At 64.6% G+C, this 13562-nt stretch carries 12 protein-coding genes; 3 read left to right on the plus strand and 9 right to left on the minus strand.

The genetic code is table 11. The features are described from left to right. Positions 1-10: 10 nt before the first annotated feature. The 4 genes from AC07PU_RS20185 to AC07PU_RS20200 all read right to left on the minus strand — a co-directional run bounded on the left by AC07PU_RS20185 (position 11) and on the right by AC07PU_RS20200 (position 3501). Complete coding sequence (locus tag AC07PU_RS20185) at positions 11-787, minus strand: hypothetical protein (protein ID WP_495319875.1); 777 nt, start codon at positions 785-787, stop codon at positions 11-13. Continuing rightward, positions 784-2112 carry an EAL domain-containing protein gene (locus tag AC07PU_RS20190; protein WP_296783944.1) on the minus strand — a complete coding sequence of 443 codons (1329 nt, stop codon included), beginning with the start codon at positions 2110-2112 and terminating at the stop codon, positions 784-786. Before AC07PU_RS20190 ends, AC07PU_RS20185 begins: the two co-directional genes overlap by 4 nt. A 535-nt stretch (positions 2113-2647) precedes the next feature. Continuing rightward, a complete protein-coding gene (locus AC07PU_RS20195; RefSeq protein WP_495319878.1) occupies positions 2648-2851 on the minus strand; it encodes a hypothetical protein in 204 nt (67 codons plus the stop codon). Further along, on the minus strand, positions 2848-3501 hold the full coding sequence (locus AC07PU_RS20200; RefSeq protein WP_495319880.1) for a TetR/AcrR family transcriptional regulator: 654 nt from the start codon (positions 3499-3501) through the stop codon (positions 2848-2850). Before AC07PU_RS20200 ends, AC07PU_RS20195 begins: the two co-directional genes overlap by 4 nt. A gap of 309 nt (positions 3502-3810) precedes the next feature. Between AC07PU_RS20200 and AC07PU_RS20205 the strand changes: the two genes are divergently transcribed. From AC07PU_RS20205 to AC07PU_RS20215, 3 genes are read left to right on the plus strand one after another with little or no spacing between them, the layout of a single operon-like run. Next, complete coding sequence (locus tag AC07PU_RS20205; RefSeq protein ID WP_495319882.1) at positions 3811-4869, plus strand: alpha/beta fold hydrolase; 1059 nt, start codon at positions 3811-3813, stop codon at positions 4867-4869. 3 nt (positions 4870-4872) lie between these two features. Next, the gene (locus tag AC07PU_RS20210; protein ID WP_495319884.1) at positions 4873-5424 is read left to right on the plus strand and encodes an ester cyclase; all 552 of its coding nucleotides are present in this window, start codon (positions 4873-4875) and stop codon (positions 5422-5424) included. A gap of 60 nt (positions 5425-5484) precedes the next feature. Continuing rightward, a complete protein-coding gene (locus AC07PU_RS20215) occupies positions 5485-6234 on the plus strand; it encodes an SDR family NAD(P)-dependent oxidoreductase (protein WP_495319886.1) in 750 nt (249 codons plus the stop codon). 42 nt (positions 6235-6276) lie between these two features. On the opposite strand, the gene AC07PU_RS20220 is transcribed toward AC07PU_RS20215, so the two are convergent. From AC07PU_RS20220 to AC07PU_RS20240, 5 genes are read right to left on the minus strand one after another with little or no spacing between them, the layout of a single operon-like run. Continuing rightward, on the minus strand, positions 6277-8325 hold the full coding sequence (locus tag AC07PU_RS20220; protein WP_495319888.1) for a prolyl oligopeptidase family serine peptidase: 2049 nt from the start codon (positions 8323-8325) through the stop codon (positions 6277-6279). Positions 8326-8345: 20 nt separating this feature from the next. Beyond that, positions 8346-9326 (minus strand): LLM class oxidoreductase, encoded by a 981-nt coding sequence (locus AC07PU_RS20225; RefSeq protein ID WP_495319890.1) that lies wholly within the window; start codon positions 9324-9326, stop codon positions 8346-8348. A 12-nt stretch (positions 9327-9338) separates the two neighbouring features. Further along, positions 9339-10925, minus strand: a complete 1587-nt coding sequence (gene gcvPB, locus AC07PU_RS20230) for an aminomethyl-transferring glycine dehydrogenase subunit GcvPB (RefSeq protein ID WP_495319892.1) — start codon at positions 10923-10925, stop codon at positions 9339-9341. Beyond that, on the minus strand, positions 10922-12325 hold the full coding sequence (gene gcvPA, locus AC07PU_RS20235; protein ID WP_495319894.1) for an aminomethyl-transferring glycine dehydrogenase subunit GcvPA: 1404 nt from the start codon (positions 12323-12325) through the stop codon (positions 10922-10924). The genes gcvPB and gcvPA overlap by 4 nt, the downstream gene beginning before the upstream one ends. 36 nt (positions 12326-12361) lie before the next feature. Then, positions 12362-13543, minus strand: a complete 1182-nt coding sequence (locus AC07PU_RS20240; RefSeq protein ID WP_495319896.1) for an ATP-NAD kinase family protein — start codon at positions 13541-13543, stop codon at positions 12362-12364. Positions 13544-13562 lie beyond the last annotated feature (19 nt).

Genomic DNA, 13562 nt, shown 5'->3' on the forward strand with positions numbered 1-13562 from the left:
GGCAACGCGCTCATGTCGCGCCGCCCGTGTGCTCTGTCGAGGAGGAGCGGATGTCCAGGTGCAGGGCGATCTGCGACTTGTCGCTTCGTTGCGAGTGACGGGTCTTGGAAACGCCGGGCCGACGCCGAATCTGGCGCGGGAGATCGCCGCCTTCATCGACGTAGACGCTGCCTGCCGCGGAGGTGCGCAGCGGAAGCAGATGGCCATGCGTGCGCATGCGCCGACGCAGACGGCCGATGACCTTGGTGTGCAGCAGATCGATCGATGTCTCGCCCTCCTCCGCGTCCTCGTCGCGCCCGGGGACGAAGGCACCGGCGACATCAACGGCCGAGGTGGCGAGCGAGCGATTGAGTTCCCGGACCTCGTGCGGCGCGAGGAACTGGCTCGGCGCATGAGCCACCCGCAACAGCAGCGAGCGTTCCTGCGGACGCAGTCGTACCTCGAAGCCCTTCTCATCGGCCACGAGTCGCCAACCATTCATCGCGAGCCGCCAACTGCTCGAGCCCAACGAGACCTCTGCCGCGGCGGCGGGCGCCGCCACGGGCCGGCCGGGACGCAGCTTTTCGCGGACCTCGCTTCTTCGCTGCTGGCGGATGGCCTCCTCGAGCGCCAGATACTGGGCATCGGTCGCGCTGTCGGCTTCACCCGGCGCGGGCTTCGTGGCGGGCGGAAGCTGCACCCGGTGCCGGTTCGAGTCATTGCAAACGAGCAGGTCACCCACGGTCTCCTGCAGCTGTTCCAGCAGAAGACCCATGCGCGCGAGAAGAATGTGCATCTCGCCGTTCACGCGTACGCCTCCCCTCGCCCGAGCTTCGCGCTCTCGAGAAAGGAGCCCTCCAGCCACTGGGCTCCTGCGCGCAGTGCCAGGTGCATGTCTTCTTCGCGCTCGATGCCATCGACGACCGCATAGGTCGCCAGGTGGCCGGCCAGCGACACCATCTCCTGCAGCCCTTCCAGTCCGAACTCGCCGCCGCGGGCTCGACGCAAGAAGGACGGATCGACCTTTGCGATGTCGGGACGGCAGGCGTGAACGATGGCGAGGTCACCGTCGCGGCATCCGAGGTTGCGAACTGCGATACGGCAACCCAGGGCCTGCAGGCGGCTGCAGAACTTGCGCATGGCCTCGAGTGCGCAGACAGCGCCGCTCGCGCTGAACTCCACCACCAGGCGCGAAGCGAGCATCGGCTCGGTCTGCAGCGCGGCGAAGAGGGAGGTCCACCAGTGATCGCAGTGCGCGCTTTGCGTCGAGAGGCGCACGCCGAGACGCAACGCCGGGCGCTGACGCAGGATCGCCAGGGTCTTGCGCATCGCATGGCGATCCCACAGCCGCGCCAGGCCGAGTCGCTCCAGGCACGGCCCATAGAGGCTGTCGCGCACTGCATCGGCGCGGCTTTCCTCCGGCACCGGCCCCGCGCTTGCAACGAGCGAGTGATACAGGGAGGTCGAGCCGCCATACACGCCGACCACCGGGCGCCAGGACATGCTGAGGAATCCTCGGGACAGCGCGTCGGCCACCCGCACGGCGACGTCCATGTCGCTGCGGTATCGATGGCGCCAGCCATCCAGCTCCATCGGCTCGAACTCCGCGCATTGCTGGGCCGTCCATAGCGCGAGCTCGACGTCCGTGCTGTCCATCTCCGCAGGAGGGCGTACGTCGATCCAGTCGCTGTGCAGTTGCACCAGCGCTGCGATACCGCGGTACACGATCGGACGCTTGGCCACATGTGCGAGCAAGGATTCGAGGCGTTCGCAGGCCGAAGTCAGCGAGGAGTCAACCGGAACGGGGAAACTTTCGTTAGACCACAGCAAGTAGCAGTCATCACGCAGAAAGGCGAAGTCGGTGCTCTCCGTGCGAACGAACGAGAAACAGAGTCGGCGGCGGACCTCGCGACTGACGGCCATCGCGAAATCGATGCCGTATGCCTGCGAGAGCTGTGGAAGATTCCCGATGAAGACGTATGCGCACGCACGTTGCTGCAACTGACTGGCAGTTGCATCGGTGCGGTTGTGAGCGCTCGCGATCGAAGAGATCAGCGTACGAGGCGAAACCGTCGTGCGGGCATGAAGTCCAGCAAAGAAACGATGTCCCCCGCTGGGCGATAGGGCAAGCATCCAAAACTCTCCAGAGTCTTGTTTCGAAAGCGTCGACCTCGGGCGAGGCAACGTCGGTTGTTTTTCGAACGGCAAGACTCATCCCTCCCGCAGCACGCGGGTCTTTGCATGGAGTCCGGCTGTTTTCGCGCAGGCGCACCCATCCATACGAGCCGAAGCGGCTCGTTGAGCGAAGGGGGCGTCTGGGGTCGTGGGCGAGTCGTCTACGTTCTGACGACCGGCTACCGCTGTGGGCGGTTAATGCTCGAGTGGTGCGCTAGGGCGAGCTGTCGAGATCCCTGGCGGCACTGTCTAAGGTGAGCTGCCTATAGCACGCGCGATCGTCATCGTTATCTCCGTTGCAAGCTGTAGTACGAATGGATACTACAGATAACGGTAGGAAACAGGTAGGTGCGCAGAATGAGTATGTGAATGCATTCACTTTTGGGAAACATTTCGCAGTAACGCGGCCCCGCATCCGGCGCGCTGTTTTCCCCACGCAACGATCGCGGGCTTCTACCGTATTTGTGGGATAGGCCACACGCGGAGATACGTGCTATTTGTCGCTCGCGATGAGCGTGCATTGGCCTGGCTTCGCGCAGATCGGAATTGCCTGTTGTTCCAGATCCGGCGTGCCGGTGGGTGCTACGAAAATGGCAATGCGTTCACTCCTGGTGATCGCCCGCATGAGCCGCATCAACAAGTGATGCTCACGCAAGACCGGCGGCAATTCGACGACAACCTGGGCAGGCGCAATCACCCCTGGCCATTCGTTCGAGCATCCCAACCCAGCATCGCGATCTCGATGATGCCCTCGAACTCCTCGCGGGTCGCTCCGTCGCGCGCCAGTATCGACATGCCGCTTTGCACCGTCTGTACGAAGCGTGCGAGCGCATGGATATCCGTGGTGCTCGCAATCTCGCCTTCTTCGACCGCTTGTCGAAGGCGATCCCTGAGTCGCTGCAGACCGACCCCGCGCGCCGATCGAAGTTGCTCGGCCAACTTCTCATTGCCGACGCCCACCGATGAGAGCGCCACCATGCATCCATTGGAGTGCTCGCCCGGCGATCCGCTCAGAAAAACGGCGGTATCCATCAACAGCCACCTGACCGCATCGCGCGCTTTCGCAGCCGCCTGGAATCCATTCCAGAAATGCGGCTCCTGCGTTTCGCCGTAGTGGCGAATCACCTCGGCATAGAGCGCCTCCTTCGAACCGAACGCAGCGTAGAGGCTCGGGGATGCAATCCCCATGGACTTGATCAGGTCGGAGATCGAGGTGGCTTCGTAACCCTTGGCCCAGAACAGTCGCGTCGCCTGCTCCAGAGCTTTGGCGCGATCGAACTCGCGCGGCCGTCCTCTGCTGCGTTCGATCTTCGACGACTCGGTTTCCGTGTTGATCGATTTCTTCATCGCTCGATACATATAAGACAAATTTTCGAGCAGTGCTGGCCGGATCTCTCCGGGTCAGGACGACCTGCTTCCGTGGCATCTTATCGCACCGTTACAGATAGATGACACGTCGACGCGGTGAGACCTCCCTGGCAGCCAGGTCGGGCTGGCGGTCGAATCCCCACATCTTTCTGGCGGACGGTTGCAATACTTTATCGATCACCACATAATTCAACGATTCCAGGTCGCTTTCACCTTGCGAGGCCCAAGTGAAGACCGCGCCCTGCTTGAACGTCTTGTGATTCGGCAACTTGCAACGAAAGGAATTCGATGGGACTCGCGCACACACGGTCTTCGGGCTTGATGGCATTGGCACGCTGCAACCTGAGCGCCGTCCTTCTTGGCTTGAGCCTTTTTCTGCCAGCGGCGGCATCGGCCCAGACCACCGACAAAGGCAATCCCTACGCTTCGATGGATGTCTCCGATGAAGCCCTCGTGCGCGAGCTGAAGGGCTTCAAGAACGGCTTTGCCGATGTGAACGGCACCCGGCTGCATTACGTCGAAGGCGGGCAAGGCACGCCGGTCATCTTGATGCCGGGTTGGCCGCAGACCTGGTGGGCCTTTCACAAGATCATGCCGGCGCTGGCGCGGAACCATCGCGTCATCGCGGTGGATCTTCGGGGCATGGGAACGTCGAGCAAGCCCGAAGGTGGCTACGACAAGAAGAACATGGCCGTCGATATCCGCGAGCTTCTCAAGAGCCTGGGCCATCAACGCGCGCACATCGTCGGGCACGACATCGGCTCGCATGTCGCCTACGCGTTCGCCGCCCAATTCCCTGAGGCGACGCTTTCCACCGTCTATCTCGATGTCTCCGCGCTTCCTGCATCCGTTGCCGACCTGAAGATGGTGCCCGCGAAGCCGCTGTCAGGACCCTTCAAGGATCACTTCTTCATCTGGTGGTTCGCATTCCACCAAATGGATCAGTTGCCTGAAGCGCTGATCGAAGGGAGAGCGCATATCTACCTCGACTGGTTCTGGAAGAACCTGCTCTACAAGCAGGATGCACTCACGCAGCGCGACCGCGCCGTCTATGCCAATGCCTACAACACGCCGGACGGCATACGCGGCGGGAACGGCTGGTACAAGGCCTTCCCTCAGGATCTCGAGGACAACGCTGCCTATCCGAAGCAGATCGATGTTCCTTCGTTGGGAATCGGCGGCCTCGGTAATCCCCTGCTGGTCGACTTCATGCGAGCCCGCATCGTCAACCCGCAGATGGTCCACATTCAAGAGAGCGGCCACTACATCGCCGAGGAAGCGCCCGATCAAGTCGCCGATCTCACGCTGAATTTCTTGCGCTCCGCAGAGCGTCAAGGCCGCCGCTGACAGATGGCGAGCGAGATGGACGAAATGAATTCTCCACAAGGACGGCGCGACTTCGTGATGCAGACCACCGCACTGGGTGGCGCAATGGCGCTCATGCATGCGGGCGCGGCGTTCGCTCAGTCCCCTATCTCAACCCACACCCGAGGAGGCACGGCGATGTCCAGAAGCGAACTCAAGGCATTCTTCGAGCGATACATAGACGCGCTCAATGCGCACGACATGGATCGCATGACGGAGTTCGTCCATGAGCGGCTGACCCAGCACGGAAAAACGATCACCCGCGATGACGTCATCGCGTCGTTGAAGGGCCACATCGAAGCCGTGCCCGACTTCAAGTGGCGGGTCGTCGATCTCGCGATCGACGGAGATACCGTCGCCGCCCGGCTCTACAACATCGGCACCCCGGCGAAGCAATGGCTTGGACTCCAACCCACCGGAGTCACGGTGGAGTACGGCGAGTTCGCATTTCACAAAGTGCGCGACGGGAAGTTCTACGAACAGAACTACGCGATCGACGTGCTCGAGGTTCAGCGGCAGCTTGCCGGCAAGAAGTAGACAAAGCCGACACGAGCCCCGCATCCCACATCCACAGCAATCAAGACCAAGGAAATCTTCATGATCGAACTCTCCAACAAGACCGCACTCGTTGTCGGCGGCAGTGGTGGCATCGGCGCGGCGATCGCGCTCACGCTGGCGCGCCAAGGCGCCGACGTCGCCATCACCTATGCGCGTTCGGCCGAGCGTGCTCAATCGGTGATCGAGCAGGTACGCCAGGCCGGTCGCAAGGGCTTTGCCATTCAGGCCGACGCGCTCGAACGTGGCGCGACCGCGCGTGCTGTAGAAGCGGTCGTCTCCGAATTCGGGAAGGTCGATATTCTGGTGTCCGCCGCCGGCGTGTTCGACGCCGCGCCCATCGATGAATTGGATGGCCATCGCTTCGACGCCACTTTCGACATCCATGTGCGCAGCGTCTTCGAAGCGGCGAAGGCTGCGGTTCCGCACATGCAGGACGGCGGCACGATCGTGGCCATCGGATCCGCCTTCGGGCAGGTGGCCAATTTTCCCGGACTCTCGATCTATACCGCGTCGAAAGCGGCGGTGGCGGGACTCACGCGTGCATTGGCGCGGGAACTCGGCAGCCGTGGCATTACCGTGAACACGGTCAATCCCGGACCAACCGACACCGAAATGAATCCGGCGGATCCGGACCGGAATCCGCACGCGGTCGCGCACGCCAGGATGATGGCCATCGGACGTTACGGCAAGCCGGAAGAAGTCGCCGCGCTCGTCGCGTTCCTCGCATCGGAGCACGGCCGTCTCATTACCGGCCAGGCCATCAACGCCGACGGCGGATGGACTGCGTGACAAGGCACGCCTGACCAGCGGCGACCAGCGCCACGGTCGCCTTTACTTCAGCCCCGTCCAATGCGCGGCGAACGCCCACTTGTCAGCCAGCTCGTCGATCACCTTCGTCATCGGCTTGCCGGCACCATGGCCCGCGCGCGTCTCGATGCGCACGAGATGCGGCCGCGACCCGGCGTCGGCGGCCTGGATCGCCGCGATGTACTTGAAGGTGTGTGCGGGCACCACGCGATCGTCGGTGTCTGCCGTGGTGGCGAGGATTGCGGGATAGCGCTTGCCGGCGGCCACGTTGTGATACGGCGAGTAGGCCAGCAAGGTGTCGAAGTGCGCCGGGTCTGCCGGATCGCCATACTCGCCCGTCCACAGGTGGCCGCCGGTGAATTGGTTGAAACGCAGCATGTCCATCACCCCGACGCCCGGCAAGGCGGCCGCGAACAACTCGGGGCGTTGGTTGACGACCGCGCCCACGAGCAGGCCGCCGGCGGATTCCCCATGGACCGCCAGGCCATCCTCGGATGCGATCCCGCGGTCGTGCAGATACTCGGCGGCGGCGATGAAGTCGTCGAAGCTGGTCTGCTTCCTGTCCACGCGCGCGCCGTTGTGCCAGGCCTTGCCGTACTCCCCGCCGCCACGGATGTTGGCAATGGCCAGCACGCCGCCCTGCTCGACCCACGCCAGCTGGTCGGGTGAATAGAACGGAACCATGCTGATGCCGAAGCTGCCGTAGCCGTGCAGCAGCGTGGGCGCCGCGCCAACGACGTCGTCGCGCCGCACGATGAACATCGGCACGCGGGTGCCGTCCTTCGCGCCGTAGAAATGCTGCTCGACCACGATGCGTTCCAGATCGGCGCCCACCTTCGGCGCCGCCCACACGGCCTGCGTGTTGGCGGCCACGTCGTAGCGATAGATCGTGGTCGGCGCATTGAAGCTGGTGAAGACGAAGAAGGCTTCGTTGTCGTCGCGATGGCCCTGGAAGCCGCCCGCGCTGCCGATGCCCGGCAACGCGATCGTGCCGTCGGGCTGGCCGTCGAGCGTGTAGCGCCGGATCTCGCTCTTGACGTCGACGAAATAGGTGGCCATCAAGCGCCCGCCGACCAGCCAGGCATGGCTCAGCACCGCGGCGTCTTCGGGCACCAGTTCGACCGCGACCAGATTCTCGGCCGCGAGGTCGAGGGTCACGATCCTGCGGCGCTCCGCCGCATGGCTGGTCAGCACATAGAGCGTGCTGCCCATGTCGCCGACCACCGTCCATTCGTTGTCGAAATCCACGACCAGCGTGTGCGTCTCCCAACCGTCGCTAGCGAGATCCACGACGGTCAGCGAATTGGTCTGTGAGCCCGGCGTGGAGTAGATCAGCGCATGGCGGCCACCGCTGGTGACATCGGGAAAATGCAGCAGCTCGGGCCGCTCAGGCGTCGCATGCAACAACCTGTCGTCCGATTGCCGCGTACCAATCGCATGAAAGTAGACCGCGTGGTTGGCAAGGGCCGCCTGAGACGTGGCGCCATCACCAGGCTCGGGATAGCGTGCATAGAAGAAGCCGGAACCGTCGGCGGCCCAGGCGATCGCCGTGAACCGGACCCACTCGACCTTGTCTTCGAGCACCTCGCCGGTGGCCGCATCGACGACCTTGATGGTCCGCCAATCGGTACCGCCCTCCTGAACCGCATAGGCGACATGGCGGCCGTCCCTGGATGCGGCCCACTCCGCCAGCGCGACGGTGCCGTCGTCGGACCATGTGTCGGGATCGAGGAGCACGCGGTCCTCCCCCTCCACGCCCTCGCGCACGAGGAGCGTGGGCTGGTTCTTCAGGCCGGACTGGCGCAGGTGGAAGTAGCGCCCGCCACGCGGGTGGGGCGCGGTGAGATGCTCGTGGTCGAACAGCGCGGTCAGCCGCTCGCGAAAGACATCGCGCGCGGGCAGCGACGCCAAGGCGCCCGCCGTCAGCGCGCTCTGCGCCTGGATCCAGGCGGCCACGTCGCCATCGCTGCGCGCGTCGGCTTCGAGCCAGCGAAAAGGATCGGCGACCTTCCGGCCGAACAATTCGTCGACAACGTCGACACGACGGGTTGTGGGATAGGCCATCTTGGTCATGAGGGGTTCGGACACGTTGTTCAGCTTCCAGCCTTGTCTTTAGTGAGATCTCGAGATACCGCATGCGCAGGGAAATGCGGCACCACGAACTCGCCAAGCTCCTGGACCACCTCGGCCGCCGGGCGCGATCCGTATTTGAGATTGAAGCCGACGTGGTTCACGCCAATGTCCCTCAAGGCGCCGAGGTACTCGACGAGAAAACGGTGGCCGGACTTGAAGCCCAGGAAGATGGGCGTGGGTGGTGCATCGGGATCTTCGGCCAGATCGAGGTAGAGGGACTGGGCAAAGGGCTTGAAGCCCTGATGCAGCGAGCGCCATTGGCGGATCGTTCGGGCCTGCGGGTCCACGTTCTGCGGGTAGTGCAGCCATCCATCCGCGTGCTGCGCGATCCACGCGACGGACTGGCGCGAGTGGCCCGTGACCAGCACCGGAATGTCGCGCAGCGCCGGCTTGGGCAGCGTGTCGCCACCCGACAGGTCGACCCTGGGTGTGGCGACACGCGGGAAGTCCTCCCGCCAGGCCGTACGCATGACGGCGAGTGCTTCACGAAACAGCTCGCCGCGGTTGTCGAGCGATTGGTTGAAGGCTGCGAATTCCGTCGGCCGGTCGCCGGTGGCCAGCCCCAGCACCAGGCGCTGGTTCGAAAGCCGGTCCACGGACGCGGCGGCCTTGGCGACATGCAGGGGATGCCGCAGCGTCGTGATGATGCTGCCGGTGGCCAGCGCGATGCGCGAGGTGTGCGCCCCCACATGGCCCATGAACACCCAGGGGTCGTAGATATGCCCCACGTCGCCGAAGGAGGGCACATTCAGGGGCACGTCCCTGAAATAGAGCGCCGCGAAGCCATGCGACTCGGCCATCTTCGCGATGCCGACCTGGCTGGACACGTCCATCTCCGGGATCGCGCCCTGGTAGGACTCGATCGCGAAGAAGAGGCCCAGCGTCAGGTGCCCGTCCTTGAACATGGCCGAGTAACCGGGGTGCTGGTCGAAGTTCGTCATGCCTTGGCCAACTCAGTGCCCGTGCCGCGGCGGTTCGGCCAAAGGCGACTTTTCCAGCTTGCTCTTGCGTTGGTAGGCGCGCCAGGTCATGGCCCAGTGCTCGGGGTTGTCGATCAACGCGTTCTTCAGTCGGTGCACCGCCTGGTTGTGCGGAGCCGTCTTCACGATCTCGGGCGTCGAATAGGCTTCGTCCGAGATCCGGGCCAGCACGGCGATCCAGGTGTCGAGGGCTTCCTTGCCATACATCTCGCCCGCCTCCGGCGTGAAGGGCTCGGGAACCAGCCACGGATGGTGGCTGGTCCACATCGGGTCGATGCCGAAATCGGCCATGCGGTTCTGCACGTCATGCACGTCGACACCGGTGTCTTCCTTGAGCTGCTGGAGGCTGTAGCGCGTCATCTCGAGGCGCGGGCTCTTCGCATCGGGATGGGAGCGCGTGACGCCGCGAATCGCGAGCAGGCCACGCTCCATGTAGTTGTTCGCGAGCACCGACAGGTCCGAGGCCTCGGCCATGCCTTCGGCCCCCATGGAACGCGACCACGCATAGGCCTTGACGATCACCGGCAGGTTGCCCCAGAACTCGCGGATCTTGCCGCAGCTCTGCGGCCGGTCGTAGTCGAGGCGATAGCGCTCGCCGTCGAACGCCACCAGCGGCTTGGGCATGAAAGGCGCAAGTTCGGCCGAGCAGCCATAGGCGCCGACCGCGGGGCCACCCACGCCGCTCTTGGGCGCACCGAAGGTCTTGTGCAGCATGAACATGCAGGCATCGAACCCCAGCTCGCGGGCGCGGATCTTGGTCATCGCACCGTTGAAGTTCGCGTGGTCGTAGAAGCTGATGCCTCCCGCTTCGCGCACGATGCGGGTCCACTCGCGGATCTCCGGGTTGTAGACGCCCATGTCGTCGGGGTTGTTGAGCATCAAGGCGGCCGTGCGGTTCGAGACGGCGGCCTTGAGCGCTTCGAGCGACGGATAGCCGTTCTCCTCGATCATCAGCGTGATGACCTTGAACCCGGCCGCGGCGGCGGTGGCCGCGCTGCTGGGATGGGTCTGGATCGTGGTGATGATCTCGTCGCGCTGCGCGAGCTCGCCGCGTGCCGCGTGGTAGGCCCGGGTCACGGCGCAGCTCGTGTAGGCGGCGTCCGCGCCGCCGCCGGCCTGGAACACGAACTGGTCCATGCCCGACAGCTCGCGCAGGATCTTGTCCATCCCGTGGACGATCTCGAGCGCGCCCTGCATCGTGTCCTCGTCCTGGTACGGATGCAAGTGCGTGACCTCGGGCCGCCAGGCCATCGCCTCGTTGATCTGCGCGTTGTATTTCATCGTGCAGGTGCCGAACAGGCTGATGTTCATCATGCCCAGGGTCTGCTGGGACAGGCGCAGATAGTGGTAGAGCACCTCGGGCTCCGACAGCTCCGGCAGCGCGGGCTTGCGCGCTCGCCGCATGGTCGAGGGGATCAGGTTCGCGGCGTCGCCGACCATGGCACGCACCTTGTCTTCGACGGGAGAGAAGAGAACGCCTCGGCGCCCTGGATGGCCCATTTCGAGAATGACGGGCTCGCTCCATACCGGAGCGTGATATTCGCGCAGCTTGGTGTTCATGGTTGGATCGCTTTCTGGATGGCGTTGGCCAGGCGCTCGATGTCGGCCAGCGTGTGGATTTCGGTCACGCAGTACAAGGCGCTGGCGCCGAGCGCCGGGAAGTCCTTGCTCAGGTCCTTGCCGCCGAAGATGCCGAGCGCGAGCAGCCGCTTGTTGATCTGCGCCACGGGCACTCCGGTGCCGTCGAAGTTGACGACGAACTCCTTGAAGAAGCCCTCGGGAAAGACGACGCGCACCCCGGGGATCCGGCCCAGCAGCCGGGCGGCATGGTGCGCTCGCTGAAGAATGAGCTCGCCGACTTCCTCGAAGCCCTGGGGACCCATCATGGCCATGTACACCGAATTGGCGATCGCCCACATGTACACGGAATGCCCGGTCCAGTCGTTGCCCTTGTCGCGCAGCCCGTACGACGATTGCTCGAACAGGCTCAGGCCGAATCCGTACTCGCCCTCCTTGGTGGTCTCGGAGATGCTGATGAACAGCGTCGGATACTGGTGCGCATAGCGCTCCTCGTCGCGCGAAGCGATGAAGCCGGCGGCGCCGCCACCGCCGTTCATGTGCACGCCCAGCGGCTGGGTCGTTCCCACGACGATGTCGGCACCATAGTTGACAGGGGCGGACAGCACGCCCAGCGAGATGGCGTCCACGCCGACGATCACCTCGGCCCCCACGGCGTGGGCCAACTCGGCGATCTGCGCGCCGTGCTGCTCGATCACACCGAAGTACGACGGCGTTTCGAAGTACACGGCAGCGGTCTTCGACGTGAGCGTCGCGCGCAGATGGTCGAGATCCATCAAGCCGGTCGCAGGGTCGTAGTCGACCATGCGTATCGCGATATGGCTGGCCATGTCGACCGGCTCGCACAGGCTCTGGATGACCGCGAGTCGCTCGGGGTCGATCGCACGAACGACGACGACCTCGTTGCGGCTCGTGATTCTCGATGCCATGCGAATGGCGTGGCCGGCGGCAACGCCCCAGCTTCGCACCGGCAGCCCGACCAGGTCCATGTCGAGCAGCTCACCGAGCTGGCTGCAGAACTCGAACCACGCCTGGTTGCGGCCATGGTCGGAACTGGGCTCGCCGAAGACCGAGGTCAGCCATTCGTTGCGGCGCACGACCTCGTCGCAGGCAGCAGGCACGTGATGCTGCCAGCAACCGGCGCCGAGAAAGTTGAGGTTCTGCTCGGCGGTCCTGTTCCTGGCGAGCGTCGTCACCATGTGCCGTCGCAGCTCGCTTTCGGTGAGCGCCGGCGGCAGGTCGATCGGACGCTGCAGGCGATGCTCGCGCGGAATCTGCTCGAACAATTCTTCGATGGTTTCCACGCCGATGGCGTCGAGCATCTCCCGCTTGATCGCGGGGACCGAGTTCGCCATGTAGGGATGGGCGGTACCGTTATGCATCTGGAGTTCCTTCACTTGAATCTGGCATGGATAGGGTCACGATCTGACTTTGAAATACACCGTGCGATCGGGCGCCGTGCGAAGCGGCAGGTAGCCGCTCAACATGGCGTCCACTTCTTCGTCGCCCGTATCGACGTGCAGCGCACCCGATTCCAGGGCGACGAGTTTTTCGAGGGTCGCGACGATCTGGATGTGGTCGCGTCCGACCTGGCGAATCACGTCCGCGCTGATCTGCTGGTTCCCTCGTCCGAACAGGCTGCCGTGCCCGCCGAGCACGCTGACGACGATGTAGCTTTCGCGCCCCTGCATCAGTTCGAGCAGCGCGTGCTCATCGAGGTCGGCGCCGACGAGTGCGCCGTCGAGCACGGCGTCCACGCCCAGCAGCGTCTTGGGCAAGCCGAGTGCCGACATCACGCGGCGCGTCGTGGTGCCCGGCCCCAGGATGTAGAGGCAGCCGGGGCGCATCTGGCGGGCCAGTTGCCGCGACACGGCCTCGAGCGCCACGTTCTCGGACAACCCCGATCCGGCCTTGGCGTTCTGCGCCAGCTGGCGGTGATGCGGGCTCTGGGCGTAGCCGTAGAGTCGGGCCGACATCCTGTCTTCCCGCATCGCCATCTCGTCGATGTCCATCACCTCGGCCTCGCGCAGCCGCACCGATGGATCGCCTTCGACGAAGCGTGCCGCGAGGTCGCCCGCGTTCAGGGCGCTCGTGCCGAAAACGGCGGAGTACATCTTCACGCCCGTTGGAATTCCGAGCATCGGCACTCGATCACCGGCAACGCTCAGCACGTCGCGCGCGGTGCCGTCGCCCCCTGCGAACAGCAGGAGGTCGACGCACTCGCGCAGCATCGCGGCCACTGCCTCCCGCGTGTCCGCGGGGGTGCTGCCCGCATGCGGCTTGCCGTGGACCACGACCGGATGCAAGCCGGCCTGCCGCGCGACATCCTCGCCAAGGTCTCCCTGCGCCGTGACCAGCGAGAACTCGGCCTTCGAAGCCGCCAGCTTCTTGAGCGCCTGCAGGGCTCTTTCGCTCGAGACCGGCCGCGCACCCCGTCGTCTCGCCTCGTCCAGCACGCCGGCACCGTCGGTCCCCTTGAGGCCGACGCGCCCGCCCATGCCTGCGATCGGATTGACGATGAGGCCGATCTTCTTCGCGCTCGCGACTCGGCGAGGGGACGCGTCGCCGGTGGCGGCAACCAGCACGTTCCGGTCAGTCATCGGGGTGGTCCTGTTCGAC

Source organism: Variovorax sp. GW821-FHT10D07, assembly GCF_059415325.1.